Annotated in this window: 26 protein-coding genes; 18 read left to right on the top strand and 8 right to left on the bottom strand. The window is 45.9% G+C overall.

Annotated elements, in window-relative coordinates; all coding sequences use genetic code 11:
• The first annotated feature begins 10 nt into the window (after positions 1 to 10).
• The 3 genes from asnB to ACUUHJ_RS20870 all read left to right on the top strand — a co-directional run bounded on the left by asnB (position 11) and on the right by ACUUHJ_RS20870 (position 4423).
• On the top strand, positions 11 to 1828 hold the full coding sequence (gene asnB / locus ACUUHJ_RS20880; RefSeq protein WP_472299792.1) for an asparagine synthase (glutamine-hydrolyzing): 1818 nt from the start codon (positions 11 to 13) through the stop codon (positions 1826 to 1828).
• A 66-nt stretch (positions 1829 to 1894) separates the two neighbouring features.
• Complete coding sequence (locus tag ACUUHJ_RS20875; protein WP_472299791.1) at positions 1895 to 3211, top strand: condensation domain-containing protein; 1317 nt, start codon at positions 1895 to 1897, stop codon at positions 3209 to 3211.
• 45 nt (positions 3212 to 3256) lie between these two features.
• Positions 3257 to 4423, top strand: a complete 1167-nt coding sequence (locus ACUUHJ_RS20870) for a cytochrome P450 (RefSeq protein WP_472299790.1) — start codon at positions 3257 to 3259, stop codon at positions 4421 to 4423.
• A 115-nt stretch (positions 4424 to 4538) separates the two neighbouring features.
• On the opposite strand, the gene ACUUHJ_RS20865 is transcribed toward ACUUHJ_RS20870, so the two are convergent.
• Positions 4539 to 4763, bottom strand: coding sequence for a PLDc N-terminal domain-containing protein (locus ACUUHJ_RS20865; RefSeq protein WP_472299789.1), 225 nt, complete (start codon positions 4761 to 4763; stop codon positions 4539 to 4541).
• A gap of 151 nt (positions 4764 to 4914) precedes the next feature.
• Between ACUUHJ_RS20865 and ACUUHJ_RS20860 the strand changes: the two genes are divergently transcribed.
• On the top strand, positions 4915 to 6033 hold the full coding sequence (locus tag ACUUHJ_RS20860) for a hypothetical protein (RefSeq protein WP_472299788.1): 1119 nt from the start codon (positions 4915 to 4917) through the stop codon (positions 6031 to 6033).
• Between the two features lie 37 nt (positions 6034 to 6070).
• On the opposite strand, the gene ACUUHJ_RS20855 is transcribed toward ACUUHJ_RS20860, so the two are convergent.
• On the bottom strand, positions 6071 to 6961 hold the full coding sequence (locus ACUUHJ_RS20855; protein ID WP_472299787.1) for a LysR family transcriptional regulator: 891 nt from the start codon (positions 6959 to 6961) through the stop codon (positions 6071 to 6073).
• A 110-nt stretch (positions 6962 to 7071) separates the two neighbouring features.
• Between ACUUHJ_RS20855 and hutG the strand changes: the two genes are divergently transcribed.
• The 3 genes from hutG (at position 7072) to ACUUHJ_RS20840 (ending at position 11269) form a co-directional block, all read left to right on the top strand.
• Complete coding sequence (hutG, locus tag ACUUHJ_RS20850; protein ID WP_472299786.1) at positions 7072 to 8037, top strand: formimidoylglutamase; 966 nt, start codon at positions 7072 to 7074, stop codon at positions 8035 to 8037.
• A gap of 12 nt (positions 8038 to 8049) precedes the next feature.
• Entirely contained in the window at positions 8050 to 9237 is a 1188-nt protein-coding gene (gltS, locus tag ACUUHJ_RS20845) for a sodium/glutamate symporter (RefSeq protein ID WP_047068478.1), read from the top strand.
• 457 nt (positions 9238 to 9694) lie between these two features.
• Positions 9695 to 11269, top strand: coding sequence for an FAD-dependent oxidoreductase (locus ACUUHJ_RS20840; RefSeq protein WP_472299785.1), 1575 nt, complete (start codon positions 9695 to 9697; stop codon positions 11267 to 11269).
• A gap of 4 nt (positions 11270 to 11273) precedes the next feature.
• Here the strand turns inward: ACUUHJ_RS20840 and ACUUHJ_RS20835 are convergent, their stop codons facing one another.
• Positions 11274 to 11867 (bottom strand): AAA family ATPase, encoded by a 594-nt coding sequence (locus ACUUHJ_RS20835; RefSeq protein ID WP_472299784.1) that lies wholly within the window; start codon positions 11865 to 11867, stop codon positions 11274 to 11276.
• Positions 11868 to 12050: 183 nt separating this feature from the next.
• On the opposite strand from ACUUHJ_RS20835, the gene ACUUHJ_RS20830 reads away from it, so the two are divergent.
• Genes ACUUHJ_RS20830 through ACUUHJ_RS20820 form a run of 3 tightly spaced genes read left to right on the top strand, consistent with a single transcriptional unit; the run spans position 12051 to position 13756 of the window.
• Positions 12051 to 12524, top strand: a complete 474-nt coding sequence (locus ACUUHJ_RS20830; protein ID WP_289673729.1) for a hypothetical protein — start codon at positions 12051 to 12053, stop codon at positions 12522 to 12524.
• Between the two features lie 30 nt (positions 12525 to 12554).
• Positions 12555 to 13139 carry a DUF3238 domain-containing protein gene (locus tag ACUUHJ_RS20825; protein ID WP_472299783.1) on the top strand — a complete coding sequence of 195 codons (585 nt, stop codon included), beginning with the start codon at positions 12555 to 12557 and terminating at the stop codon, positions 13137 to 13139.
• Between the two features lie 47 nt (positions 13140 to 13186).
• The gene (locus ACUUHJ_RS20820; RefSeq protein ID WP_472299782.1) at positions 13187 to 13756 is read left to right on the top strand and encodes a GNAT family N-acetyltransferase; all 570 of its coding nucleotides are present in this window, start codon (positions 13187 to 13189) and stop codon (positions 13754 to 13756) included.
• A 61-nt stretch (positions 13757 to 13817) separates the two neighbouring features.
• Here ACUUHJ_RS20820 and ACUUHJ_RS20815 read toward each other — a convergent pair whose 3' ends face one another.
• A complete protein-coding gene (locus tag ACUUHJ_RS20815) occupies positions 13818 to 15278 on the bottom strand; it encodes a flavin monoamine oxidase family protein (RefSeq protein ID WP_289673726.1) in 1461 nt (486 codons plus the stop codon).
• Between the two features lie 159 nt (positions 15279 to 15437).
• On the opposite strand from ACUUHJ_RS20815, the gene ACUUHJ_RS20810 reads away from it, so the two are divergent.
• The 4 genes from ACUUHJ_RS20810 (at position 15438) to ACUUHJ_RS20795 (ending at position 19225) form a co-directional block, all read left to right on the top strand.
• On the top strand, positions 15438 to 16001 hold the full coding sequence (locus tag ACUUHJ_RS20810; RefSeq protein ID WP_289673725.1) for a putative glycolipid-binding domain-containing protein: 564 nt from the start codon (positions 15438 to 15440) through the stop codon (positions 15999 to 16001).
• A gap of 22 nt (positions 16002 to 16023) precedes the next feature.
• Complete coding sequence (locus ACUUHJ_RS20805; RefSeq protein WP_289673724.1) at positions 16024 to 16410, top strand: hypothetical protein; 387 nt, start codon at positions 16024 to 16026, stop codon at positions 16408 to 16410.
• A gap of 17 nt (positions 16411 to 16427) precedes the next feature.
• Entirely contained in the window at positions 16428 to 16898 is a 471-nt protein-coding gene (locus ACUUHJ_RS20800) for a macro domain-containing protein (RefSeq protein ID WP_472299781.1), read from the top strand.
• Between the two features lie 362 nt (positions 16899 to 17260).
• A complete protein-coding gene (locus tag ACUUHJ_RS20795) occupies positions 17261 to 19225 on the top strand; it encodes an endonuclease MutS2 (RefSeq protein WP_472299780.1) in 1965 nt (654 codons plus the stop codon).
• 80 nt (positions 19226 to 19305) lie between these two features.
• Here ACUUHJ_RS20795 and ACUUHJ_RS20790 read toward each other — a convergent pair whose 3' ends face one another.
• From ACUUHJ_RS20790 to murB, 3 genes are all read right to left on the bottom strand, one after another.
• Complete coding sequence (locus ACUUHJ_RS20790; protein ID WP_472299779.1) at positions 19306 to 20496, bottom strand: multidrug effflux MFS transporter; 1191 nt, start codon at positions 20494 to 20496, stop codon at positions 19306 to 19308.
• A 187-nt stretch (positions 20497 to 20683) separates the two neighbouring features.
• Positions 20684 to 21037, bottom strand: a complete 354-nt coding sequence (locus ACUUHJ_RS20785) for a HesB/IscA family protein (RefSeq protein WP_289673720.1) — start codon at positions 21035 to 21037, stop codon at positions 20684 to 20686.
• A 23-nt stretch (positions 21038 to 21060) separates the two neighbouring features.
• Positions 21061 to 21963 (bottom strand): UDP-N-acetylmuramate dehydrogenase, encoded by a 903-nt coding sequence (gene murB, locus ACUUHJ_RS20780; RefSeq protein WP_472301225.1) that lies wholly within the window; start codon positions 21961 to 21963, stop codon positions 21061 to 21063.
• A 220-nt stretch (positions 21964 to 22183) separates the two neighbouring features.
• Between murB and ACUUHJ_RS20775 the strand changes: the two genes are divergently transcribed.
• Entirely contained in the window at positions 22184 to 22813 is a 630-nt protein-coding gene (locus tag ACUUHJ_RS20775) for a helix-turn-helix transcriptional regulator (protein WP_289673719.1), read from the top strand.
• Positions 22814 to 22905: 92 nt separating this feature from the next.
• Positions 22906 to 23601, top strand: coding sequence for a phosphotransferase (locus ACUUHJ_RS20770; protein ID WP_289673718.1), 696 nt, complete (start codon positions 22906 to 22908; stop codon positions 23599 to 23601).
• Between the two features lie 55 nt (positions 23602 to 23656).
• Here the strand turns inward: ACUUHJ_RS20770 and ACUUHJ_RS20765 are convergent, their stop codons facing one another.
• Positions 23657 to 25072 carry a sigma-54 interaction domain-containing protein gene (locus ACUUHJ_RS20765; RefSeq protein WP_289673717.1) on the bottom strand — a complete coding sequence of 472 codons (1416 nt, stop codon included), beginning with the start codon at positions 25070 to 25072 and terminating at the stop codon, positions 23657 to 23659.
• A 325-nt stretch (positions 25073 to 25397) separates the two neighbouring features.
• On the opposite strand from ACUUHJ_RS20765, the gene fmdA reads away from it, so the two are divergent.
• The gene (fmdA, locus tag ACUUHJ_RS20760; protein WP_472299778.1) at positions 25398 to 26579 is read left to right on the top strand and encodes a formamidase; all 1182 of its coding nucleotides are present in this window, start codon (positions 25398 to 25400) and stop codon (positions 26577 to 26579) included.
• 36 nt (positions 26580 to 26615) lie between these two features.
• On the top strand, positions 26616 to 26927 hold the full coding sequence (locus tag ACUUHJ_RS20755) for an FmdB family zinc ribbon protein (RefSeq protein WP_289673715.1): 312 nt from the start codon (positions 26616 to 26618) through the stop codon (positions 26925 to 26927).
• Positions 26928 to 26941 lie beyond the last annotated feature (14 nt).

Raw genomic sequence — 26941 nt, 5'->3', positions numbered from 1 at the left:
AGAGGTTACTATGTGTGGAATTGTGGGATGGCTTGATTGGGATGACGATTTGTCATCCCAGCACGCTATTTTGCAGAAAATGGCTCAAGCGATCCAGCATCGCGGGCCAGACGAAGAGGGGTATTGGTTGTCTCCTCGGGCAGCGATTGCGCATCGACGCCTGATCGTGATCGACCCAGAAGGTGGCAAGCAGCCCATGATCTACCGAGAAGGAGATCAGACATGTGTCTTATCGTTCAATGGCGAAATCTACAATTATTTGGAACTGCGCCGTCAGCTAGAGATGCTTGGACACTCCTTTCAAACCAATTCTGACACGGAAGTATTGCTGCACGCTTTTTTGGAATGGAGAGAGGAATGTGTCCGTCATCTCAATGGAATTTTTGCATTCGCCATTTGGGACGAAAAAAATCATCGCTTGTTTTTAGCACGTGACCACTTGGGTGTAAAACCATTGTTTTATTGTCAACGTGGAAGCTCGTTCTTGTTTGGCTCTGAACTGAAAGCCTTGCTTGCCCATCCAAAAGTGAAGCCTGAAGTTGAAGCAGATGGGTTAGCAGATATTATCGGACTCGGTCCGGCGAGAACGCCAGGATTTGGCATTTTCCGCAATGTAAATGAAGTTCGAGCTGGACATTGTGTAACAGTCACAAAGTATCAAATCAGGACAAGGCCATACTGGAAACTCGAGAGCAAGGTGCATACCGATGATTTGGATACAACGACAGAAAAGATACGCGCCCTGTTACAAGACACGGTAAAGCGTCAGTTAATCTCTGACCTGCCATTGGTTAGTATGCTGTCTGGAGGTTTGGACTCTAGTGGCCTGGTCGCTTTAGCCGCTGAAGAGCTTCGTAAAAAAGGGCAGACGTTGCAAACCTATTCGGTAGATTTTGTTGACAATGATCAGCATTTTGAAGAGGGTCTGCTGCACATTAGCTTGGATGCGCCATGGGCGAAATCAGTCTCAGAGCATGTACAAACGAGACATCAAGAGATTACCTTCAACGCTCAAGATCTGATCACTCATTTTCATATGCCGTTGCGAGCGCGTGATCTCCCGGGATTAGGGGAGACAGATACCTCGCTCTATTTGTTCTGCCGGGAAATGAAGAAAAAAGCGACCGTCTCGCTATCAGGTGAATCGGCAGACGAAGTGTTTAACGGGTACCCTTGGTTTCAGAAGGAGAAATTCTTGAATTCAGGCAAATTCCCTTGGATGGAGCATGACGGGTGGAGTTCCTTTTTAAATGAAGAAGCCATCGAGAAGATTCGCCCACAAGAATATCTTCGCAGGCGGTATGAGGAAGGAATTGCAGAGGTGCACCCTTTGGAAGGGGAGACAGCTCTGGAAGCTCAACAGCGCAAAATGTCGTACCTTTTTATCACACGCTTTCTCCCGCTGCTATTGGATCGCAAGGATCGAATGAGCATGTACACGGGGTTTGAAGTACGTGTTCCCTATTGTGATTACCGCTTGGTTGAATATTTATGGAATGTCCCATGGAAAGTAAAAAATATTGATCAAATCGAAAAAGGCTTGCTTCGTAGAGCATTCAAAGGCTATTTGCCGCAGGAAGTATTGTACCGCAACAAAAGCGCATATCCGATGACCTATCATCCAGAGTATTACCATGCGATTTTGGACCATATGAAGCAAATTATGGCGAATCCCAATTCGCCTCTATTACCCTTGATTAAAAAGTCTGTGATCCAATTTGTACTAGATGGTAAAGCCCCCATGAATCTTGCTCAATCAACCAAACTAATCGAATACCTTGTCCAAATCAATATGTGGTTAGAGGAATACAAGATTTCCATTCGATAGAAGCCCAAGAATCTGCTGATAAAAAGGACAGTCAGGATGTTTTTTAGTTGAAGGGGTGTGAAGGAAATGAATGTCAGTGAAGTAAATCAAAACATGGCAATCCCTCAACGACTGCCTGCAAACGGGAGTGACAGGTTTAATTACATGGTCAGCTATCTTTCCGATTGCCAGCTACAAATGGTGCTGGAAATGGACGGACAGGTGAATCAACAGCGATTGCTTCAAGCGATGGAGGCAAGCACCATTGCGGAACCGATCATTGGTTGCCGTTTTATAAAAGATCCAGTCCGCCCCTATTGGGAGCGACGCAACGATTTGGCGTCAAGCGGTTGGTGTTCCTTGCAACTTCTCAGTGAGTCCGATTCCGAAGAAAAAGCCATACAGGAGTGGCTTTCGAGCCCAATAGACATCGATACTGATGCGATGGTCAAAATTCGCATTCTGCGTACCTCGACCAAAGATATCATTTGCATCAAAATGAATCATCTATGCAGTGATGGAGCAGGGTTGATCGAGTATGTTCACTTGCTAGCATCGCTATATAGTGAGCTTGCACAAAACCCTCGATACGTTCCCAAATCAAACCCGGAGGGCAGGGATCAGAGTCGTTTGTTCAAGGAGATGGGTATCCCGAATGGCGGGATGCCGGAAGCTCCAGAACCCCAGGGACCAACACTTCCGTTTACGCCCGGAGAACCAGCTGAAAGGAGACAAGCCATTCGCAAAATACCGCGCGAAGAGTGGCTGGAGCTGGTACAAGGATTTAAACAAAAAGGGTTTACGGTAAATGATGTGATATTGGCTGCCTACATGCGAGCTTTATATCAACAGATGGAGAATGTTCCGGCTGAGCAAATAAAAGTCATGGTGACAGTTAATGTAAGGAAATTCTTACCCAAAGGCAAGGCAGACGCGATTTACAACTTGTCTGGCGTTGTTCACGCTACTATGAATCAAGCAACCGGGAAATTTGCAGATGAGGTAAAAGAAGTGGCCGAATTCATGAAGGATCAACGCGATAATAAAGAGATTTTGCATGATGCGGTAAACACGTTTGCCTTTGTGGAAAATTTCGAGTTCGATCACACCTTGAAGATCATTCAAGATGTAAGAAAACAAATTGTAGCAGATGGAAAAAGTACACCAATATTATCAAATTTTGGTACGATTAGTACGAGTCAAATAATATTCGATGATGTGAAAGTCGCAGGGGCGTATATCGTCTCGCCAGCCTATTACGCACCAGGATTGATGCTTGGAGTCAGTACGTATCAAGATTGCATAACCCTTACTATTTCTTTCTTTGAATCGAATACAGATCGTGGGTTAATAGAAAAACTCCTAGATACCATGATAGAGGAAATCAAGTCCTACCGAGTGTAGCAGTTTGCAGCAATTCCCTACTTATTTAATTAAGGAGTGATTGAAATGAATAAAGTAGTATTCCCTAATGAAATATCAGGTGCCGAGAATCTGCAACAACAGTTTGAACCATACGGCTGGTATGCGGAAATGAGAAAAAATAACCCGGTCCATTACGATGAAAAGCAACAGGTTTGGAACGTATTTCTCTACCCGGATGTAGAGCGTGTGCTGACCGATTACCATCTCTTTTCAAGCGATACAGGCAAACGAATCGCCGGTTCCCTCGCATTGAAAGAAAAGGGCATCACAGAGATGGACCCGCCTGATCATGGAAAAAGGAGAGCGCTTTATACAAAGGCCTTTTCAACCAGAACACTTCAGGAGTGGGAGCCGCGCATTCAAGAAATTTCACGTCATTTGCTAGAGGAAGTAAAAGAAAAGCAAAGCATCAGAATTTTAGGTGATCTCGCAACCCCGATGCCGGTGATTGTCATTGCCGATTTGCTCGGTGTACCGTCCAGTGATTGGATGCTGTTCAAACAATGGTCCGATGTTCTCATCACTTCCGGGACCCGCGAAACGTATGAGGATATTAACCTTAAAAAAGAAGAAATTATGAAGGAAATGGCTGTTTATCTCTCGCCGATCATTCAAGAAAAAAGAGAGAACCCGGCAAAAGATTTTCTTTCCGATTTAACGCAAACAGAATATAAAGGCCAAAAACTATCTGACCGCGAGATTATTGATATTGCAATTAGCTTGCTGCTCGCGGGAAATGTAACGACAAGTACGCTCTTGTTCAGTGTTTTCTACTGTTTTTTACTGGATCGACCAGGCGTATATCGTGAATTAAGAGACAATCCGGAACTGGTAGATCAAGCGATCGAGGAAGTGTTGCGCTTCCGTCCACCAGCACAGGTTTTGATGCGCAAGGTTCAAGAAGATACGGATATGTTCGGAAGTCTGATGAAAAAAGGAGAGATCGTCATGGCATGGCTCGGTTCAGCCAATCGTGATGAAAATACCTTTGCACAGGGAGATCAATTCGATATCCATCGACCGAATAGCAACAAGCATTTATCCTTTGGAAAAGGCTGCCACTTATGCCTGGGCGCACCACTATCCAGACTGGAAGCAAAGGTGATGCTAACAGAAATGCTCAAGTGCTATTCTGACATCTCAATCGGCGGATTTGAGAACGATCTGATCCTCCATGTGACGAGAGCCTAGCTTTTCTTATCTTGTAAAGCAGTTGAGCAGGAAGTTTATCCTGTTCGACTGCTTTTTTTATGGAGTTTGGTTTTTCTAGAAAATAAAAAAGTAAGGACAGCGAATTCCTTACTTTTCAAAACTTATCTTTCCGAATCAATAAATAAACAATCAAACCAATAATCGGAAAAAACAATAAAGCAATAAGCACGATGATGGAGAACTCCTTGCTATTCCCTCGTCTCCTTGCATCACGGTATGCCCAAATACTAATGAGAATATTAATCACGTTCAAAAATAAGAGGAGAAGGACGGGGAGAAACACAAAAAAGGTAGAAGGAGCATCGCCTAGACTAACCAAAGGATCACCTGCTTTTGAATGTTTTCAAGACTTTCCCAATTATATAAAAAGATGATCGAATTGTGAAAACAATTTATTCTATCCGCGTAAAAATTGGTATAATCGGAATGTATTATTTCTACTTCTTACCATCCTTGGGGGCGCTTAACCATTGAGAAAAACTTCGAATAAAAGAAAATGGCTTTCGATGCTCGGCATGATCGTATTGGTAACCGGATGTCAACAGGAACCGACCAAACCGATCACATCGGAGAGCACCGGCCAAACAACAGAGACAACAGCAAAACCAAGCCCTACTCCATCCGTTACACCCAATCAAGAAACGGAGAAAGAACCAACACCTGCACCAATTCCAGCCTCTAGCCCAAACACAATAGCACCTTCCAACCAACCAGTGGAAGAACAACAAAAAGAACCTTTGTCTCCTTATCAAGTACTTAATAAAATCCGGGAAATAGAAAAAGTGAAAGGGGGAACATATCAGGGGGAGTGGAAAGAGGATGAATACACGTTTTACCTACCCGACAAGGACGGGGAGCGCCGAAACGCCCGCTACTATGAACGCTCGACTCACCATGTAAAAGTATATGGAAAAGATGGTTTCAAGTATTACTATAATCTTGTTGATCCCGCTACTTATCCACAGGCAACCTTGGAGGCGGAAAGTATACAGGTGAATCAGGAAACATGGCAGCAAATGGACAAGATCGAGCAGAAGCTGTATACAGGCGAGGATACCTTTCACGCCAAATGGTCGCCGAACTTTCAAGCAGTTGCCTATTATAAGGGAAGTACCGAAGATGGTCAGGCATACATTTGGAAGGTTGGCAACGATTCACCCTCCCCAATAAAAGAGGCCGTTATTGACCGCTATTTCTTTTCGTGGTCTCCCGATTCTGAGTATCTCTTATTGGATACGGGAACGAGCAGACATCGCGGCGGGCAAATCTATCAGGTAGCAAACGATAAAATGAGTGAGCCCTTCTCGTATATTTTCCAATTCCGTTTCTCACCAGATTCGAAATCGGCAGCATTTTCTTTATTAAGTGGGAAAGTTGCGAAGGAAAAATACGGGATGGAAGACGAAGAGACAGAAGACATATGGCTGTATGATTTGGCTACCATGAAGCAGAAAAAGCTGCTTCAAGCCGATGATCACACGGACTACTTCCCACTCGAATGGAAGAGTGAAACCGAGCTCCTCTACTGGAAGAAAGATTATCAGAAGAATACAGAAGAAGAGTTAACGGTGACGATTCCTAAGAGTTAGTAACCCAATACCCTCTATGCGATGTAGAGGGTATTGGCTATGTTTTGGAAGGAAACTTCTCCCGAACTTCCTCTAGAAAAGCCTGCACCGCAGGGGCCAAATAACGATTTTTCAAGTACGCCAAGTAAACAGTCCGCTCCAACGCAGGCGAATCAATCGTTTTCCGAACAAGCGAAGCATCTGTTGATCCAGACAAATAGTTCTCCGGAATAATCGTAACCCCCAGATTCTCTCTCACTAATGTCAACGCAGTTTCAAAGCGTTCAATCTCAAATTTGATTTGCGGGTTGACTTGTTCAAACGAAAAGGCCGTTAAAATATCCTCCCTCGTCTGAAATCCCTCTGTACTAATGATGAATGGCTCATTAGCCAAGTCTTTCAAGCGAACGGATTCCTTTTCCGCCAGCGCATGATCCTTGTGTAGCACCAGCATTAAGCGCTCATCGTACAGGGGAATGGATTCGATATCTTCTTCATCGATGAATTGGTTGGTTATGAGCAAGTGCGTATGATACTTCCGCAGTGATTCCTTTACAGCCTTCCCGCTCAGCACCTCGATTAGCTTAATGTTAATCGAGGGAAAACGTCCCTGATATCCGCGAATGACCTTTGGAATCCAATGCTTTACGGACTCTATGATGCCGATGATAAGATCGCCGTTCCCGGTCAGCTTTACTTCTTCCATCTCTTTTTTTAGCATGTTCATTTGGGAAAGTAGCAGCAATGCTTTCTGATACAAGATTTTACCAGCATCCGTCAGTTCCATTTTCCTCGTGTTTCTCTCGAGCAGTGGCGAGCCGACTTCTTGCTCCAGATTTTTGATCGCGTTACTTAAGGAAGGCTGTGAAATATGCAGTTTTTGTGCGGCTTTGGAGTAGCTCAACTGATCACAAACTGTCACAAAATAGTGCAAATGTTTGATATCCAACCGGATCGCCTGCCCTTATTTATAGCTTGAAGCTATCAATTTATTTGAATTATATATTAGAAATAATAAGTTTGTCATTATATAATCAATAAACAAAAGGTTCAGAAAGGGTGAATAGCTTGCCAATGAATGTATCAGCAGATTTGTGGACCGGCCGGACTGACCATACGGAGAGAAGAAGTAGTTTTCGCTACCATCAGATTGTAGAAATAACGGACTTGGATACATTGCAAGCTGCCAAGGAACGTACAGTCGCTATCATTGGGTTTGAATGCGAGGAGGGAGTAAGGCGCAATCAAGGACGATTAGGTGCAGCCAAAGCTCCAAACGCAATTCGGCAAGCGCTTGCAAGCCTTCCTTGGAAGGTGGAGGAGGGAAAAAGGCTTGTTGATGTGGGGAATGTTGCTTGTCCAAACGAAGAGCTAGAAGCTGCCCAGGAAGAGTTGGGGAATGCCGTCTCTGCGATCTTTTCCAAAGCCATGACGCCCATTATTTTAGGTGGAGGCCATGAGACCTTGTATGGACATTACGTTGGTGTCCGAAAGCATATTGGAAAAGAGGCTTCTCTGGGCATTATCAATATTGACGCTCATTTCGATTTGCGTTCCTATGAAGTTCAGCCTTCATCGGGGACGATGTTTCGGCAAATACTGGAGCATGACAAAAATAGCAGCTATTATGTGCTGGGTATTCAGCGCTTCGGAAATACACAGGAGCTATTTGATAAAGCAGATGAGCTTGGTGTGCGCTATGTGTATGAGGAAGAGATGACAGACGCACGAATGGATGAAATTTGTTTATCTGTAAGCGAATTCATCGAAAAGCACGATCATGTCATGCTGACGCTGTGTACAGATGTTTTAAACGCAGCTTTTGCACCAGGAGTAAGTGCTCCATCTCCTTTCGGCTTAACACCGATGGTTGTTCGCACTTTGATCCGTACCGTTGCCGCTCATAAGAAAACGCTTTCTTTTGATATTTGTGAAGTGAATCCGGTTTTAGATGAAAACGGAAGAACAGTAAAGTTAGGTGCTTACTTGACGAATGAAGCCATCATGGGATTACTAGAGAACTAAGGGGAGACAACTATGACGTTAGCACTTAATCAAGTAACGACGATTTTTCTCGCAGTAGCACTTCTCGTATTAGGTACATTTCTCGTAAAAAAGGCTAGCTTCTTGCAAAAGTTTTGTATCCCGGCACCAGTGGTTGGGGGCTTGTTGTTTGCTATCATTGCAACGGCATTGAAAGCGACCGGAATTTTACAAATTACATTGGATACTTCCTTGCAAAGCTTGTTCATGCTCACGTTTTTTACTACCGTTGGATTGGGAGCGAGCTTTAAGCTGATCAAGCTTGGTGGTAAGCTGCTCGTTATTTACTGGATCGCCTGTGGATTTCTGGCTTTGGCCCAAAACGTAATCGGTGTGTCTTTAGCTTCCGTGTTCGGTATTCATCCATTGATCGGGATGATGGCAGGGGCTGTCTCCATGGAAGGTGGACATGGAGCGGCTGGCGCTTTTGGACAAACGCTTGAGGATATGGGCATTCAATCTGCGTTGGCGATTGGGATCGCAGCAGCTACCTTTGGTCTTGTAGCAGGGGGCTTGGTTGGCGGACCGACTGTGAAATATTTAATTGCCAAATACGATCTGAAGCCGACAGAAACGGAAGAAGTAGTAGAGACAGTAGAAGAAAAAGGACAACCGATTCACTCGAATACCTTCTTCATCCAAGTCTTGTTGATTACGTTCTGTATGGCATTGGGAACGTATTTGGGAGAGCTGTTCTCGACTGCAACCGGATTTGTTTTACCAGGTTATGTGGGAGCGATGTTTGTAGCGGTGATTGTCCGTAATATTGTAGACAAGCTCAATCCAAAGGCAATCGACATGAAGAGCATTAACCTGATCAGTGACGTGACGCTCGGAATCTTCCTGTCCATGGCACTGATGAGCATCAAGCTGTGGGAAGTTGCCGATCTAGCGCTTCCAATGCTCGTAATCGTATTTGTTCAAGTAGTTTTCATCGTTTTGTTTGGGATTTTCGTTCTGTTCCGTTTACTTGGCAAAAACTACGACGCCGCAGTCATGGTCGCAGGCTTTACAGGGCATGGTCTGGGCGCTACTCCAAACGCAATGGCGAATATGGCGGCCGTAACGGGACGATTTGGTCCTTCGCGAAAAGCGTACTTGGTCGTTCCGATCGTCGGTGCCTTTCTGATTGACGTGTTCGCGATGCCAATCATTATTACTACGATTAATTTGTTTAAATAAAGACGATTCAAAAATCCCTTCATGCTGGAGAAAGTCGAGCTGGAGGGATTTTTTTGTGCTTACAATTAATTTGGCTTACTCTCAACCGTTTAGAACTTTACAAATAATAGATAAAAAAGGAAATGATTTCTTGACTGTTCGCATTGTGTTCGCATATATTTACATAAGAACGTACATTCCTGTTTCGGATAACTTTGCAAAGGAGATCTCACCCAACGATACAAGTTTCAGGGTAGAGATGTAGGATGCTTGCTTAATAAGAGACAGCAGGAAGGGGATGAAAAGGGGCAGCAACTCCTAGGCAAATTTGAGGCGCGAATGCAGAGTCAAAGTTTGCACAAGTAGAAGCCGATGAAAAATATTATTTTGTTTTTTGAGAAAATTGTAACCTTTTGTCAATTTTTGCGTACAATCTGGAAGAAACAACCAAAAAGTAGAGAATGTGGAGGGAAGTAGAATGAGAGAACTTCATGCTGATGTGGTAATTATTGGGGGAGGTACTGGTGGCTGCGCAGCAGCACTGGCAGCAGCGAAATCAGAAAAATCAGTTATTATGACGGAAGAAACTGATTGGATTGGCGGTCAATTTACGAGCCAAGCAGTACCGCCAGATGAGCATCCATGGATCGAACAATTCGGTTGCACGCGTAGCTATCGCACATTCCGTGACAGCGTGCGTGATTATTATCGTAACTACTATCCAATGACGGCAGAAGCCCGCGTCATCCCGAATCTTGATCCTGGTAACGGTTCGGTAAGTCGCCTTTGCCACGAACCAAAAGTAGCGCTAGCTGTTTTTTATCAGATGCTTGCTCCTTATATTCACAGTGGTAGACTTACTATTCTGACGAATCATAAGCTGCATGCCGTTCGCATGGCTGGCGATAACGTACTGTCGATCACAGTAGAAGATCAGAAGCATCATGATTTTCATGAGCTGGTAGCACCTTATTTCTTGGATGCGACAGAATGTGGAGATGTGCTCCCGCAAGCCGGCGTAGAATACGTACTTGGCGCTGAATCAGTGGATCAAACAGGGGAGCCAAATGCTGTTGTCGGGCCGCCGCAGCCAAATGATATTCAGGCATTTACGTATTGCTTTGCCATGGATTATTTGGAGGGAGAAGATCATACAATTGCCAAGCCGGAAACGTATGACTTCTGGAGAAACTACAAAGCAGATTTTTGGCCGGACAAGCTGCTTAGCTGGACAGGCTCCAACCCGCGAAATACTGCTGAATCTGTACGATATGAGCTGTTTCCGGGTACTAAGTATTTTCCGCTCTTCACGTATCGTCAGATTGCTGACCCGAAAAACTTCCAGACCGGATTGTACAAGAGTGGCGTAACGACTGTGAACTGGCCGCAAAATGATTACTGGCTCGGCTCGATCATTGATGTGTCAGAGGAAGAGCGTCAGCGTCACCTTTACGGCGGTAAACAGTTGAGTCTCTCCCTTCTGTATTGGATGCAAACAGAGGCTCCTCGCCCAGATGGTGGACAAGGGTATCCAGGACTGCGTCTGCGCAAGGATGTAATGGGAACAGAGGATGGACTGGCTATGTATCCTTATATTCGTGAATCCCGCCGGATCAAAGCGGAATTCACCGTATTGGAGCAACATGTGAGCGCATTTGTCCGCAAAACAGGCAAAGCAGAAGCCTTCGAAGATTCTGTTGGTGTCGGTAGCTACCGAATCGACCTGCATCCGAGTACAGCGAACCGCAATTACGTCGATGTGTCTACCTATCCGTTCCAAATTCCATTGGGCAGCCTAATCCCTGTTCGTGTAAATAACCTGCTGCCAGCGGGCAAAAATCTTGGGGTTACGCATATTACAAATGGATGCTTCCGTCTCCACCCAGTAGAGTGGAACGTCGGTGAAGTAGCTGGTTATTTGACAGCTTATTGCTTGCAACATGGCCTGACTCCTCGCGCTGTCCGTAACACTCCCGATGAGCTGAAAAAGTTCCAAGCGTTCTTGTACGCGGAAGGCGTAGAGTACTTCTGGCCAACCATGTACGCAGTGTAAGAAGTTAGACGATCTGGTTGCCTGAGTTCGGGATTTTACCGAACTCAGGTTTACTCACAGAGAGTAAGATTTCCTCGACAGTTTCCTGAGGCGTTTGCTCGGAAGAATCGATCCACATGCCGAGCTTTGGTGTCTCGGTCTGCAAGATATTATTCAGGTGGGAAATCGTCCAAGCACCATACCCTGTTTTGGGACGGGAAGCTTCTCTCTCTTCAACCGCTTTTTCATTTGGCGTGAGTACTACCACATACAACGGACGGTTTTGGATCATTTCAACAAATTCGCCTAAAAAGGGGCCAATCACAACATCCTGTACAACGACATTAAATCCTTCTTCAAAAAAAGTGTCTGCCGTAGAGGCTGTTATTTTGTAGCGCAACCGCAACTGACGAATGGCTTCTTCTGACGGTTCGGGCATATATTCCTCTCTGCCATTTACAATCATTCGTCGGAACGAATCACCACGCAGATGAACGCCTCGATTTAGCTTTTCAGCAAGTAACTGAGCTACTGTTGATTTTCCCGAAGCCATAATCCCCGTAACGAGAAAAATACATCTTTCTGGAGCATGAACATTGGCGTTCTCTTGCATCATCATCCCACCTTACTTATTTGATGTTATGTGAGTTCATATGTGAAAATCGTTAGATGATTCTTAACTTTTTGAATCATATCATGGCGGTCATGAAAACGCGATTTAGAAAAAGAGGTACAAATAGGATAATATTTCTGCGTGTCGAAAAAGGAAGTACAGTCACACCAAAATGAGGGGAACTTTATCGTGATAGGTCCTATTTTTTTGCGCGGGGAATTAATAGAGAAATTTAGGGAGCATCTATTGAATGTGCCTTATAATCAGGTGATTCATCAAGGAATAAGCTGCGTTGACAACGAAATGAAGAAGGAAAGCACGGATAAAGTAAATGAGATCATCAATCAATTCGTACAGGCTCGTTTCCCTATTGTTTGTTCTGCTGGGAGTAAAAGCTCTATACCATTTTGGGACTATCATCTCGCTTTACAATATGACGAGGAGAAGAGAACAGCTGTCATCTGCGAGTTACTCGTGCGTGAACCAAACGAGGATTATTGTAGAAAAGCGTTGCTCATGGCGTATTATTTATTGGTGAATCCGAAGATGGAAGTAGAAAGGATACAAGCCCCGATGAATCTGTCCCATTTGGCTGATTGTAAAGAATTTGAAGATATCATAATTGAGTTCATTCCGCACCAAAACATCACATATTTGTCTTAGAAGAACAATCACACATGGAGGTGTCAAGGTATGGTGAACCTGATCAAAATCAGGGCAAGTGTATTTATCCCCTTATCATGGACGGAACCAAGGACTGATCCGCAAACAGGAAGAATCATTCAATTCGAAGGAGATTCGCGTGAATTTACCCCGTATGCGGTTAACACCATGCGTTCCAGAGTGGAGCAAGAGGTTGTCGTAGACTTTATGAAGAAAGAAATTTTTACTTATCAGAATACGGGAATCACAACAGAGAAAATCACGAATCCTGATGGCTCGATTCAGCTGCGAAAGGGAAAAGCGAGTACGGAGGGTATTTTGTGCAGGAATATGGTATGGAAAGATGAAGAAGTGAGCTTTGAAATGAGCGCAAGCGCGAGTAATCCCCTGAATGAGCATGCGCCACCGGTTGACTACTTATTGTCGGTAACAGCGAAAAGGGATGGTCTTGTGCAGATTGAAGGAGCGCATGATGGCTTCCCTTGCTTTGAGTTTTATAAGCAAACGGATTTTGGGCCGTTTGAAACGGTTTATACCCATGATTTCCGTGAAACAGGTGATACTCTGGCAGCCTTGGGTGGAGAAATGGAATATCATTTTCGTAAGATGCTGTAGTAGGCACAAAAAATCTCTCATCATACGTTTTTGAGGAGGTTCTTATCGTGAGTAACCCGACGATGTTCGATCAATTCCCTATCATCGAAACAGACAGATTGATCCTTCGCCAACCTGATCAACAAGACATCGAAGATATTTTTGAAGTGTTGTCACATGAAGATGTGGCGAGATATGTAGGGATCGCGAGGTTTCAATCGATCGCAGATGCTGAAAATGAACTTCGATGGTATCGAGACTTATTTGACCAAAAACAGGGACTCAGGTGGGCGGTCACGGATCGTTCTACTGGAAAATTTCTTGGCAGCTGCGGCTATAAACATTATCATGCGGTACATAACAAAGCAGAGATTGGGTATGATCTGAATTTTTCGTGGTGGAATAAGGGGATCATGTCGGAAGCACTGCGGCCCATTATCGCGTACGGGTTTTCGCATATGCATCTAAACAGAATAGAAGCAGACGCAGATACCCGAAATACGGCATCGATCCATTTGCTCCAGAAATTTGGCTTTCAAGTAGAAGGAATCCATCGAGAAACGGAATTTGAAAATGGGATGTACATTGATCTTATGAAGCTGGCGTTGCTTCGAAAAGAATATGAATGGAATTTGTAAAAGAATCGTAGTCGATAAGTAGCGGGGGAATGTACGGAATTTTCATCGTACAGACCTCCGCTTATTTTCTACCCACCTCTACAGCCACGCGTACAGCAGACTCAATCGCTCCTTGAATCCAGCCGTGATGTTCATTCGAGGTGTGCTCCCCGGCAAAGTAAATTTTTCCTTCAGGCGCACCAATGTAGGGAGTTAATTCCGTCTCCTGCAACGGTTTGAACAAGGCAAAGGCACCAGCAGCATAAGGCTGCAACGCCCAATTGTGTGTGACCCCCGTAACGAAGGTTTTGTACACCTGCTCCCCATGAATGTCAGCCAGATGCTTTACTGCTTGCAGCACTTGTTCTTCTCTCGACATGCTGAGCCATGGCAGATCGTCATCCTCCCATGTATAACTGACCAATACGACACCTCCGGGCTGATCAAACCCGTGGCTGGGAAAGTAAGAGAGACGAATAGGTGAATCCGTTACGGTTTGTCCGCTCCTTATTCCCTGTGCTTCCCAGAAGCGCTGAGAAAACTGAACACCTATTTTGGAGGAGGAAACATAGTGGAGCTGACGAATAGCTTTCCATTTTTGATAGGAAAACAGGTCGTACGGTTCGACCTGAACAAACTGCAAGACGGTAAAAGGGATGGTAATAATCGTGATATCACCGGTCATCTGAAATCGTTCGTCTGTGTCGGTACGAACGCCAGAAATGGTCATTTGCTTTCCCGTCTGGACGATTCGCGTCATTTTATGCCGGAAGTATATATGGGCCTGTAATTGTGGAAGAAATGCCTGTGGTAGCTGGTCAAATCCCCCTGTTATTTCGTAAAAACGTGTAGAAGGATCGAACAGGATGAAGTCTCGTAAAATTTCGGGAAAAGCGAGCTCAGGGAAACCCTCGAAGCCAGTCATGACCTTGATCATATCGATAGCGGGGGCGGATAAGGAAGGGCCAACAGGATTGAAGCGCAAGAATTGATCCATGGAAAAACGATCGTATTTTTGGACGACGATGGGCCAATTCTTCGCTGGATCGAGTTTGATGAAGTCGATGACAGACTTAACGGACTGACCGGCTAACTCATTGAAAGTACGACCCTTTTCATGTGGGGCTACAGGGAAGTGGAGGATGTCAGGATTGCGTTCATAGATCCAACGTCTTGTTTTGATGCCATTTATGGAGAGGATGTCGTTGGAAGAGCTGTTGACAAATGGATGAAGGGGAAGAGAGAATTTGCTCACGTATGCTAGGGTAAGTTCGTGCGTATGAGGAATACGCATGGCCCCAGCTTCTAGATAATGCCCATGGGTAAAAGGAGAGCGCAGTGTGAAAACTCTCCCGCCTATCCGGTCCGTAGCTTCCAAAATCGTTACGTTGTGCCCTGCTGCTTTAAGCAACGAGGCGGAAACAAGACCAGCCATTCCAGCCCCAACGATGATGATATTGAGGGGAGAGTGGGTTTTTGGGAGACCGTTGCGAATAATGGACAGCATGTCAGGTTGTGTTAAGGAGAAGGAGGGATTCCCCATCGATTGTCTCCTTTCCATTATTTTCCGTTACTATGATCCTATTCCATGGATGACGCAGGTATGAGTTGTGTAAGCAAGCCGATCATACAGGACTCTACCATTTTCATCCAAGAAATGATAGGATAGAGAAAAGGGGAACAAATGATCGGAGGGCTTCGCGTGTTACCAACGAATGTTATCTGGAAACCGGCGACAGGTGTCGGATATGAGCACTTGAGAATACGGGAGGGGTCGAACAGAATCCACGTAAATAGCATGGTGATCGGGAGGCTGGATGACGCTACCCTTACCAGAATCCAATATGAAATGGTCCTGGATTCAAATTGGGCCACCCGAGAGGTTTCCCTGGCGATTGTGGGTGAAGAAGGAACTTTGCATCTCTCATCCGATGGCAAGGGAAATTGGATAAACGAGATGGGTGAGCCCATTCCTGAGCTCGTTGGCTGTATCGATATCGATATTTCTTGTACACCTTTCACAAATACACTGCCAATCCGGCGTTTGTCGTATTCTCCGGGGGAACCACAGTCTATCCAGGTAGTCTATTTCTCAGCCCATGAGCTAACGTATAGACAAGTCCAGCAACAATATACGCTGCTAGAAAGCAAAGAGAACTCGTCTGTCTATCAATATCGGGCAGGAACATTCGTGGAAAGCATCACGGTTGATACAAACGGATTGGTTCTAAACTATCCAGACCTGTTTATACGTGAGCAGGTGTAGGAGAAAGGAGGGATGGTTCCGCATGGCTGAAAGGTTTATTGCGGGTATACTGGCCAGCTTTTTATTTACGTTTGGGGCTGCGCTTCTGTACTTTCAGGATCGATCCGCGGTTCTTTTCGTTGCGATGTTTACGTTCCCGACGGTATTTCTGTTAGGGATTCCGCAATCTATCGTTATAGATTGGATTATGAAGCGATTACCAAGGAACAAGGGAAGTCTCCTTTTCCTCCTAGAAGCATTGCTGTACATCGTGGCTGGAATCATCGCAACCGTGATGCTTTTCTTCATCGTTATGCATACCTTTACGCTGCTTCCCAAGTTTTATGTCCTGGGCGTAGTAGCATCTTTGCTCTATTTTGTTTGCCTGCGCTTCTTAAGGCGTAAAAGGAGAGTCCTACATGTAGCGTAAGGAAAGGAGTAAGTGTCATGAATGAATGGGTACAAATCGTGTCAGGCAACATTTTGGAAGCTACGGAAAATATCATCGTACAGCAGGTCAATTGCATGGGCGTGATGGGAGCAGGGCTTGCCAAGCAAATAAGAGCAAAATATCCAAATGTTTATACGGAATACAAGCGGCATTGCGAGCAGTATGCGGATGCACGTGGCGACCTCCTTGGACAAGTGCTCTTTTCCCAGATTGGGGAAGGGAGGTACATTGCCAACCTTTTCGCACAGCACGGTTATGGGAAAAAGGGAGTCTACACGAAATATGACATGCTGCAAAAAGGGTTAGAAGAAGTTCTCTCCCTCGCGAAAAAAGAAAATCTGACTATTGCCATACCATACGGGATCGGCTGCGGATTAGCAGGCGGGGACTGGGATGTGGTGAGTAAGCAGCTTGACGAGATTTTTACTGGTTATGGTGTGAAGCTGTACAAATTCGAAGCGGATTGACGCCAGAGTATCACATGCGCTATAGTGAAAAGAACCATATCTAGGGAGAGATGTTGATGTCGGCGGTCGTTCTTAACTAAAGCAATTCCATACAAAAGGTCTTGATTCAACCTTTGAAATTTTGCCATGTAGCAAAGTTTCTTTGTGCTGGGTGATAATCGGCCTTGGAATTAGTTAAGAACAACGGATATCATACAATGCCTTAGGTGAAAATCCTATCATTGCGCCCAAAATCCGTGCTGTGTTCAGCGCGGTTTTTTATTTGGTTGCGTTTTGTTTAGGTATCCCCAAAAAAGGGCGGAGAATGACATTTGTTCATTCTTCGCCCTTTTTTATTTTCCATAAAAAAGGAGAAATCAGCCATGAATGAAAAAGCATTACAGCGTCTCGAATACGACAAGATCAAAGAAAAGGTAATGGAATACGCCTTATCGTACGCAGGGAAAAAGCATGTAGAACAAATGATGCCGATAGACTCTGCCAAAGTAGTGCGTAGTAAGCTGGACGAAACAGCAGAAGCCAAGAACATCCTGCAAAACGGAGCCAGTGTACCAATTCCCGCGCTGGAAGGGATGGAGAAGATCCTTTCCCTCTTGGGGACGGGATATGTCTTTGGCGTAAACGATTTTACAAATCTGTACTTGTTCCTAACGAGTTGCTCACAACTAATGAAGTATATGGCGACAAAAGCACAATTGGCGCCACGGGTAAGCACCTATGCAGCATCGATGTACGACGCCACAAAATTGAGGAACGAAATCGAACAATGCATCCGTCATGGGCAAGTAGTCGATTCGGCCAGCAAAGACTTGTTGAAGGTGCGTAAGCGCATTGTCGTATTTGAAGAGCGCCTGAAAAGACAACTGGATTCGATCGTGAACAAATATCGTTCGATCATGCAAGAAAATGTGATTAGCACACGCAATGGACGTTATGTCATCCCCATCAAAAAAGAACATCGCAAGCAAGTGGCTGGCAGTGTCTTAGATGAGTCGGCGAGCGGTCAAACCGTCTATATGGAACCGACGGAGATCAGCACCGTACAGTTCGAGCTGACAGCACTCAAGGCAGAGGAAGAACGTGAAGTAACAAAAGTACTGATGCAATTGTCCGCGTTCGCAGAAGAATACACCCATGAACTCACCGTGAATGTCGAGACTGTTGGAATGTATGACTTCCTTTTCGCAAAAGCGAAGTACGCATTGGCAATCGGAGGCGCGAATGTCGAACTAAACGAAAAAGGGATCCTCGATGTCAAGGAAGCACGGCATCCGCTACTCGGCCCGAAAATGGTGCCGCTGCATATGAAGATTGGTCGAGAGTACAAATCGCTGATTATTACAGGTCCCAATACAGGTGGAAAAACATTGACGTTAAAAACGATCGGACTGTTAACCATGATGGTACAGTCGGGTTTGCTCGTACCCGTACAGGAAGGCAGTCATTTCTCCATTTTCCGCAACATCGCGGTAGATATCGGAGATGGGCAGAGCATCGAGCAAGCGTTAAGTACGTTTTCGGCGCATATTCATAACGTCCTGGAAATCTTGAAGATTACCGACGCCTCGACTCTCGTCTTGATTGATGAGATGGCAACGGGTACAGATCCAGGAGAAGGAGTCGCCTTGTCGATTGCGATTTTGGAAGAGCTGAACCGAAGAGGTGCGACGGTAATCGTGAATACACATTTTAACGAAATTAAAAATTTTGCCTCCGCAACTGCCGGGTTCCAAAATGCACGAATGGAATTTGACGAGGAGACCTTGCAGCCACTGTATCGCTTGCGAATCGGAGAAGCGGGGCAGAGCTACGCATTCCTGATCGCATTGAAGCTGGGTATCCCGTCTGAGATGATTCAGCGTTCTCGGGAAATTACTCGGAATGGTTTCCTGACGACGACTACCACTATGGAAAGGCTTGAACAATACGAAGACGTCGAGCCGGAAGCGGATGAGGCTCCAAGCTATGTGGAGACACGAGTAATAGAAAAGTCAGAAGAAGTGGAAGTAGACGCAGTCACATCATCCACGCCAAAGCGAGACAAACCATTTGCTATTGGTGATTGTGTATTCATCTCCTATCTGGGGAGAACCGGCATTGTGTTTAGTGCGGAGGACTCCAAAGGTATCGTTGGCGTCATGATTCAAAATCAGAAATATAAAATCAACAAAAAGCGCCTCGTCTTGCATATTGAGGGCAAAGAACTGTATCCAGCGGATTATGACATGGACATTGTTTTCGAGACAAAAGAGAACCGGAAGAAACGTAAAATGATGAGTCGCAAGCATGTCGAAGGACTAGCGATCGAGACGAAGCGGGAGGAGTGATGCGTACAGGAAAAAAGCCGATTTTCTCTAAGAGAGAATCGGCTTTTTTGATGTTGAAGTTGCTGAAAAGAGCGAATAGGCTATTTGGCTGTATTGCTAATCGTTATTTGTTTACTTACAAGCACCATCATGATCGCCAATAGCAAGAAGTAGATAGGCATGGTGACCAGCGAGCCGTTATGAAAATAACTCATGCCACTCGTGATGAGACTGACGATGAGATAGTAGCCCAAACCAAAAATAGCGCCAGCAGTTCCGAGTACATCACCGTAGTGGACAAGAGCTAAACTCAGGCAGTTTGGAATCGCGATCCCAATCCCCAGCAAAAGGGTAAAGAGAGAGGCTACCATGATCACCATCGAGACAAAGGAAGGACTCGCGCCATACAAAGTGAAGCTTGTAAGGCATACTGCTCCAAACGTCGTTACCAGCGAGCCGATCAAAATTAGGCTCTCAGCCGGGTATTTGGTTAGCAGTTTTTTCGAGAGCATTGCCCCGATCACAGAGGCCAAAGCTACGAAAATACCCAATAACCCAAACAGACCAGGCGTCATGCCGAAAAAACCAATGAAAATAAATGGCGCTTCGGCATAGTAACTGAACAACATGCCATTTGTCGCCCCGATTAAGAAGCCAAAAGCCCAAATCCTTTTGTCCATAAAAAGGCGTTTGGCTACAGCTAACGTGCTTATCTTTGAAGCTGTAGTCGTTTTGGTCTCAGGCAACGATACAAATGCGTAAGCAAAAATCACTACGCTCATTGCGATCAGCGTGAAGAAGACAGTCTGATAGCCCAACGATTGATCCACCCAACCACCGATTAAAGGGCCAATTGCAGGCGTAAAAGCGAGAGCAGCGGAAACCTGAGCAAAAACAGCATGCCGCGTGGTGGTATCGGTACTCTCCCGTAGGATGGTTTGGGTCACCACCGATCCTGCACTCGCACCGAAAGCTTGAATGAACCGACTCCATAACAACCAGTCAGCCGAATCGGAGAGGTAGCAACCCAAGCTGCCAAGTCCGTAAACGAAAATTCCCCAGAGCATGGCAGGGCGTCGACCGATAGAGTCAGATAGTCTTCCCCAGCAAAAAACACCAAAGGCAAAACCGAGGAAGTAAATACTGAGTGTCAGTTGGATCATATTGTTACTGGCATGAAGGCTATTGGCGATATCAGGTAACGAAGGCGTGTAGATCGTTTCGCTAATTTGCGGAAAACCCACCAGGATAATCAACAGTAGTAAAGATGGTGTTGAGATTTTTCTATTCACTTGTACATTCCCCCTATATTCCGAAAATCTCAAACAGCGTAGGAGGGAGATTACGGGATAGGGGGTTTACATTTTATCAATCTGGAAAATGAAAGCATATTGTCACCTTACATAATGAATAGGGGGAAATTTTTCAATAGAATAGCATTCATTGGGAATCGGTGACAAGTCATTTTCGTCTGGTGGTTTATTCACACTTTTCTCTTTTCCCACGCTGTAGGGCTGTACGGAAGCTGCTTCCACAGCCGCAGGTTGCAATTGCATTGGGGTTTTGGATCGTAAATCCACCCATCATTCCGGTCTCTTTGTAATCGATTTCGACGCCATCGACATACGGATAGCTTTCTGGATTGACAACCACCTTCACACCATTCATATCGATTGTAGTGTCGCCTTCTTGATACGTATCATCAAAACCGAGTCCGTAGGTCATCCCGGAACACCCTCCGTCCTTTACGCCAAAACGAATGAAGAGAGAAGAGCTTTCTTGTTCGAGCATATGTTGAAGGCGAGTGACGGCAGCTTCGCTTATGTGAATCATTGTGAGACCTCCCTTTTTTATGCTTACTCTTCTCCTGCGATTACAACCTCAGGTACAAGGTGAATGCCTGATTGGCTGTGAACCTTTTCCTGAATCTGCCTCATGAGTGTCCATACATCAAGTGCAGTCGCATTGCCAGTATTCATAATAAAATTGGCATGTTTACTCGATACTTCCGCGCCTCCGTACCGCATGCCCTTAAGACCAGCATCTTCAATGAGCTTTGCTGCAAAATGGCCCGGGGGATTTCTGAACACACTACCCGCACAGTCGAACGGCAGAGGCTGTGTTTGTAAACGTTTTTCTTTATAGCGGTTCCATTGGAGCTTGATGCTTTCGCTGTCGCGCAAAGTCAGCTCAAAAACGGTTTCTGTGATAATCGCATTAGCATCTTGCAAGGAAGAATGGCGATAAGAAAAATCCAAATCTACGGCACGCAAGGAGCGAATGGCTCCCGTTTGCGTGATTACTTCTGCTGAATGGAAAATGTCCGATATATCCGATCCGTTCGCGCCCGCATTCATATACACAGCTCCGCCAACAGACCCGGGTATCCCACCTGCGAACTCCAAGCCACTGAGCCTGTGTTTAATTGCCAACGATGCAAGCTTGATCAAGGAATAGCCAGCCCCTGCGTAAATCTGATTTCCCACGATTCGGGCATAGTCCAAAGCCTTGTTTAGTTTAATGACCGCGCCACGGTACCCCTTTTCTGTGACTAAAAGGTTGGAGCCCTTTCCCATCACCATCCATGGAACATGATGTTCATTCAGGATTTGTAGGACCATGATCAGTTGGGATTTGCTGCTCGGTGTAATCAGTAAATCCGCAGGTCCGCCAATTTTCCAGGTAGTATGTGCCGCCAAAGGCTCCTGATAAGTCACTTCGACCTGTCGTTCACGGAGAAGGGAGAATACAGGTTTCATTCGTTTCACCTATCCTTCTTGGAAAAAACACCTTGCACTACAATCACAGTATAGGAACAAAATTATATATATTCAAATAAAATGTTTAATAAATTGCAGTTGCGTAGGCTTCCCGATGAACGAAGAATGTCACTTTATAAACATGTTTGTTGAATTAGTTATACAAAGGAAATATACTGTGAGCGTATCGTTCTTTTCCAAATAAAGGGGCGAAGAGAAAATGGAGAGATATAGACACCTATCAACACGTGAATACATTCTTTTGCTGCTGAAAAGGGAAGGGGAGCTCAGCACAAAGGATTTGCAAAACAGGCTGGAGCTCACAAAGGTAGCTGTCAGCAGGCAAATGATCTACTTGGAAAAAGACGGTTTTGTTGTGTGCAGAGTAGGTCGTCAAAAAGCAGGCAGACCGATGCACTACTACTCTTTGACACAGCAAGGTAACGAACAATTTCCGAATGATTACGGGCAATTGGCCGTGGATTTGATGGAGCATATCGTGCTGGCCGACGGGGAAGACCGCGTGGATCAATTTTTTGCAAGACAGCAAGAGAAGATTATCCAGAAATACGAGGGACAAATGGAAGGGAAAACGCTATCTGAAAAGGTGGCAGAGATGGCGCGCATCCAAGATGACAACGGATTTATGGCGAGATGGGAACAGGTCAGTGATGAGGAATATGTGATTACGCAGTACAATTGTCCCTATTTTAAAGTAGCGGATCGGTATCAGATGATTTGTGCAAGAGAGCTTGCTTGTTACCGAGTGTTACTCCAAACGAGCGTAGAACGGACGGAATGTGTGGCAATCGGCGGAAAGAGATGTGTCTATCAGATCCGTGCTACGTAATCGTAGCTGTAAGCATCATCACAGCAGATGAAACGGCAAAGGGGAGGGAACGAAAATAATGACCAACGCGAATCCATGGGATGCTGCTGCCAATGCTTGCGGCACTCCTGACGATACCGTATCCGAAGCCAGTTTTTTATGGGGAACCAACCAACGACTACCCATTCCCTTTTTTGGGGTACACGTATCTTTCAGGAACGTTTCCAAAGGGCTTGACCGACGAGCAGCGTGCTTCATCGGCAGTGGCCCTTGCGACGTTTTTAAAAAGCTTACACGCGTTTCCGCCCCAGCGTGCCCGCGAGAACGGGATCGCTCAAGATCATAGGAACCTCCTGGACATTGCACAGAGAAAAGAAAAAATGCAGACGTTCTTGTCTACCTTGGCTGTACATATTTCTGGAGAAGATCGGGATGCGATCGCCAATTATTTACGACAAGTCGTGATAGACCGAATAAGTCCGCGTGAAGTGCTGCTGCACGGAGACCTCCATGTGAAAAATATGCTGGTAGATGAAGCCGGGCAGATATCAGGCATCATTGACTGGGGAGATCTCAATGTGGGTCATCCAGGAACGGATTTGAATGTGGTCTACAGTTTTTTACCGCCACATGCCCGCCAATCGTTTTTCCGGGTGTATGGAGAAGTGGGTGAAGAGACAAAAATATTGGCCAGGATGATGGCGGTGTACATTCCGATGCTGCTTTGGATGCAAGCCATTGATCATAAGGATGAGGTGGTAGCAGAGGAAGCAAGAATGGCGATACGGCGAGCACTCGCTGACGAATAGGACATCAGTAAACGATTTCGGGGGAAAAGCGGCTTACGCTCATCCCCCGATTTTCTTATCCGATTCCTAACTCTTCCATTTTTCGATACAGGGTACTTCGCGCAATACCTAGCTTTTTGGCAGCGGCGCTGATAGATGGAGCTTCTGTGATGGCTTGCTGGATCGTCTGTCGCTCTAATTCGCGCAATAATGGCAAAGGTTCGCTGGGTGCTTCTTGCAGACCATATTGCTGCTGCCATTCGCTTGGGAGATGGTGAGAGGTGACCCACGAATCACCGTACGCATGTAAAAATGCTCGCTCCACGATATTGCGCAGCTCACGAATATTTCCGGGCCATGAATGCTGCTGCAAGATCGCCAGGGCAGATTCACAGATACCTGTCGGACCGCCAGCGTATTGGGTGTGAAGCTGCTGGAGGAACTCGTTAGCCAAGGCTGCAATGTCTTCTTTGCGTTCACGCAGGGGAGGAATGCGTATTTGCAGGATATTTAGCCGGTAGTAAAGGTCTGCACGAAACAGCCCATTCTGTACATCTTCTTCAATGGAACGATTGGTGGCAGCGATCACACGAATGTCCAATGGCTTTTCTTCGTGGGAACCCAATCTCGTCACTTTGCGTTCTTCGAGTACCCGCAACAAAAGCACTTGAAGCTCCAAGCTCATTTCCCCGATTTCATCGAGAAATAGCGTTCCTCCATTTGCCGCTTCAAATTTTCCTAGTTGTCCTCCTTTTTTTGCTCCCGTAAAAGCTCCTTCTGCGTATCCAAATAGCTCACTCGCGATCAGTTCGCGTGGAAGTGCTGCGATATTGACGGCAAGAAAAGGGCCGTCTTTTCGCGAACTGGAGGAATGGATGGCACGTGCCAGGACTTCTTTGCCACAGCCTGTTTCTCCGAGCAATAACGTATTTGATAGCGACTGTGCAGCAATACGTGCTGTATGCAGTTGAGCTTGATAGAGGGGGCTATTCGTATGTACCTCTGAAAACGAATAGCTGCTAGTAGTCTTTGACAAGGTTGACGTATTTGGGCGAATCAAAAAGAGGCGATACCACGTCTTTTCCCCCAGATCGAGTTCCTCTACATACGAATTGGGTAAGCGTTCTTGTTCCCAATCCTCCTCGAGCACAAGGCCTTCCACTAACGAAAAGCGTTCCTTTGCCCGCTTGTTAGCAAAAAGTACGCTGCGCTCGTCACTAAGGGCGATGAGGCATTCTTGGCTATTTTCCGCCCATGCGAAAAGAAGACTCTTCCAATTGGGAACAGAATGAGAGGCATGTCTGAGGGCTGGAATCGCATGATCCGTTTGTAGCAAAAGAATTAGCGCGTCCTTGATCAGAGAAAATTCGTAGGGTGAAAGATTCCCGGTGGCCTGTAATTGCTGATAGAGAGAATGAAAGACAGCATGAGGGATCGCGCGATGTTGGGAACGCTCGATTACGGAGGAAGAATCGAAAGACGAGAGCAGCATGCCGGCTTCAAAAATCGTTCTCGCACCCTTTCTTGGTTATAGTTTGTTTGTTCGATCGTGGGACAGGTGTCCGACAAGGAAGCGTGAAACAAACGACACACAAAGACGAAAGTGATACAAGAGAAGAGGGAGTTTTCTGGTCAAGGGCAGATCAACTGCATGACCTGTTTTGCGACAAGCTCTTTGTCATAAGTATACAGGAGAAAATAGCCAAAAGAATCGGTACGATTAAATTTTTATCGGGGCCAGCAAGCATTGGCATGTCTTTTGCTTCTTTTTGTGTATGTACGCATATGCCATTTCGAACAAGTGAGGGGGAAGCAGCATGCCAGAAGTTTTATTTCGAGTTGACTTGAACAAACCGATGGAGGAGCAGGATACACCTGGTCACAACAGATGGCATCCAGACATTCCAGCAACCGTTTCCGTGAATCCGGGAGCTGTTTTTCGCATGGAATGTAAGGACTGGACGGACGGGCAGATCTCGAACAATGATGACCCTTCCGATATTCGCGATGTGAACCTCAATCGCGTCCATGTACTTAGTGGACCTGTCTGGGTGAATGGAGCAGAGCCAGGGGACCTCTTGGTTGTCGATATTCTCGATATCGGGGCACTTCCCCAATCGGAATGGGGCTTTAACGGGATTTTCGCCAAAGAAAACGGCGGGAGCTTTCTCGTTGATCATTATTCACAAGCGGCCAAGTCGATCTGGGACTTCCACGGCATTTACACGACTTCTCGTCATTTGCCAGGAGTCAAATTTGCCGGGATTCTTCATCCAGGCTTGATCGGTACCGCACCTTCCCATCAGCTCCTGGATCGCTGGAACCGAAGAGAGAGTGACCTCGTAGCGACAAATCCTGAACGAATGCCGCCACTCGCGAATTTGCCGACCCCGCACAGTGCCGTGTTGGGTAGTCTAAAAGGAGCGGAGTTTGATCGGATTGCCAGAGAAGCGGCTCGGACTGTCCCTCCTCGCGAGCATGGCGGTAACTGCGATATTAAAAACTTGTCCAAAGGCTCTCGTATTTACTTCCCGGTTTATGTAAATGGGGCGAAGCTGTCCATGGGCGATTTGCATTTTTCACAAGGAGACGGAGAAGTGACCTTCTGCGGCGGAATTGAAATGGCAGGTTGGCTGGATCTTCATGTGGACATCATCAAGGGCGGGATGGCGAAGTATAACATCGTGAACAACCCTGTATTCAAGCCGGGTCCAGTAGAGCCTCGCTATACCGAATATCTCGTTTTCGAAGGAATTTCCGTCCACGAGACGACAGGGCAGCAGTTGTATATGGATGCTCATGTCGCTTACCGCAATGCATGCCTGAATGCCATCGAATATTTGAAAACAGCGATGGGTTTCACGGGGGAGCAGGCGTACATGCTGCTGGGAACGGCACCGGTGGAAGGAAGAATTGCAGGAATCGTCGATATTCCGAACGCATGCTGCACCTTGTCTATCCCGACAAGCATTTTTGATCGAGATATCTTGCCGAAGTAGGCAAGAAAAAGAACGCGAAAGAGGGAGCCAAATACGATGCCGAGATACGATTACATGTGCGAGGAATGTGGTCCATTTGTACAATGGCTGAAGATGAGCGAGCTGACAGATAGCGTTGCGTGTCCCGATTGCCAGCTGCCGTCAAAACGGTTGTATGCCGCACCAGGATTGATCATGACACCGCAAGCGCTGCGACAACGGATCGAGCGTGGCGTGGAACCAAAAGTGGTACGGAAACAACCGAATTCCCATGAAGGAGCAGGGTGCAGCCACAGCCACGGTAGTCAGGCGCATCGGGGACATACCCACAGCCGTGGGGGCAAACGTCCTTGGATGGTAGGGCACTAAACGCCCCTTTGCTA

The sequence above is a fragment of the Brevibacillus schisleri genome, from assembly GCF_055685845.1.
The sequence above is the reverse complement of the archived record's forward strand: the minus strand, read 5'-3'. Positions and strand labels throughout refer to the sequence as shown.

What these genes read in the sequence shown, in the direction of transcription:
- ACUUHJ_RS20805 (WP_289673724.1), top strand. Translation starts at nt 16,024, where the DNA reads ATGGCTGAAAGGTTTATTGCGGGTATACTGGCCAGCTTTTTATTTACG.
- ACUUHJ_RS20840 (WP_472299785.1), top strand. Translation starts at nt 9,695, where the DNA reads ATGAGAGAACTTCATGCTGATGTGGTAATTATTGGGGGAGGTACTGGT.
- ACUUHJ_RS20765 (WP_289673717.1), bottom strand. Translation starts at nt 25,072, where the DNA reads ATGCTGCTCTCGTCTTTCGATTCTTCCTCCGTAATCGAGCGTTCCCAA.
- ACUUHJ_RS20835 (WP_472299784.1), bottom strand. Translation starts at nt 11,867, where the DNA reads ATGATGATGCAAGAGAACGCCAATGTTCATGCTCCAGAAAGATGTATT.
- ACUUHJ_RS20870 (WP_472299790.1), top strand. Translation starts at nt 3,257, where the DNA reads ATGAATAAAGTAGTATTCCCTAATGAAATATCAGGTGCCGAGAATCTG.
- murB (WP_472301225.1), bottom strand. Translation starts at nt 21,963, where the DNA reads ATGAAACCTGTATTCTCCCTTCTCCGTGAACGACAGGTCGAAGTGACT.
- ACUUHJ_RS20770 (WP_289673718.1), top strand. Translation starts at nt 22,906, where the DNA reads ATGCTTGCGGCACTCCTGACGATACCGTATCCGAAGCCAGTTTTTTAT.
- ACUUHJ_RS20775 (WP_289673719.1), top strand. Translation starts at nt 22,184, where the DNA reads ATGGAGAGATATAGACACCTATCAACACGTGAATACATTCTTTTGCTG.
- fmdA (WP_472299778.1), top strand. Translation starts at nt 25,398, where the DNA reads ATGCCAGAAGTTTTATTTCGAGTTGACTTGAACAAACCGATGGAGGAG.
- ACUUHJ_RS20815 (WP_289673726.1), bottom strand. Translation starts at nt 15,278, where the DNA reads ATGGGGAATCCCTCCTTCTCCTTAACACAACCTGACATGCTGTCCATT.
- ACUUHJ_RS20800 (WP_472299781.1), top strand. Translation starts at nt 16,428, where the DNA reads ATGAATGAATGGGTACAAATCGTGTCAGGCAACATTTTGGAAGCTACG.
- ACUUHJ_RS20875 (WP_472299791.1), top strand. Translation starts at nt 1,895, where the DNA reads ATGAATGTCAGTGAAGTAAATCAAAACATGGCAATCCCTCAACGACTG.
- ACUUHJ_RS20755 (WP_289673715.1), top strand. Translation starts at nt 26,616, where the DNA reads ATGCCGAGATACGATTACATGTGCGAGGAATGTGGTCCATTTGTACAA.
- gltS (WP_047068478.1), top strand. Translation starts at nt 8,050, where the DNA reads ATGACGTTAGCACTTAATCAAGTAACGACGATTTTTCTCGCAGTAGCA.
- ACUUHJ_RS20795 (WP_472299780.1), top strand. Translation starts at nt 17,261, where the DNA reads ATGAATGAAAAAGCATTACAGCGTCTCGAATACGACAAGATCAAAGAA.
- ACUUHJ_RS20825 (WP_472299783.1), top strand. Translation starts at nt 12,555, where the DNA reads ATGGTGAACCTGATCAAAATCAGGGCAAGTGTATTTATCCCCTTATCA.
- asnB (WP_472299792.1), top strand. Translation starts at nt 11, where the DNA reads ATGTGTGGAATTGTGGGATGGCTTGATTGGGATGACGATTTGTCATCC.
- ACUUHJ_RS20785 (WP_289673720.1), bottom strand. Translation starts at nt 21,037, where the DNA reads ATGATTCACATAAGCGAAGCTGCCGTCACTCGCCTTCAACATATGCTC.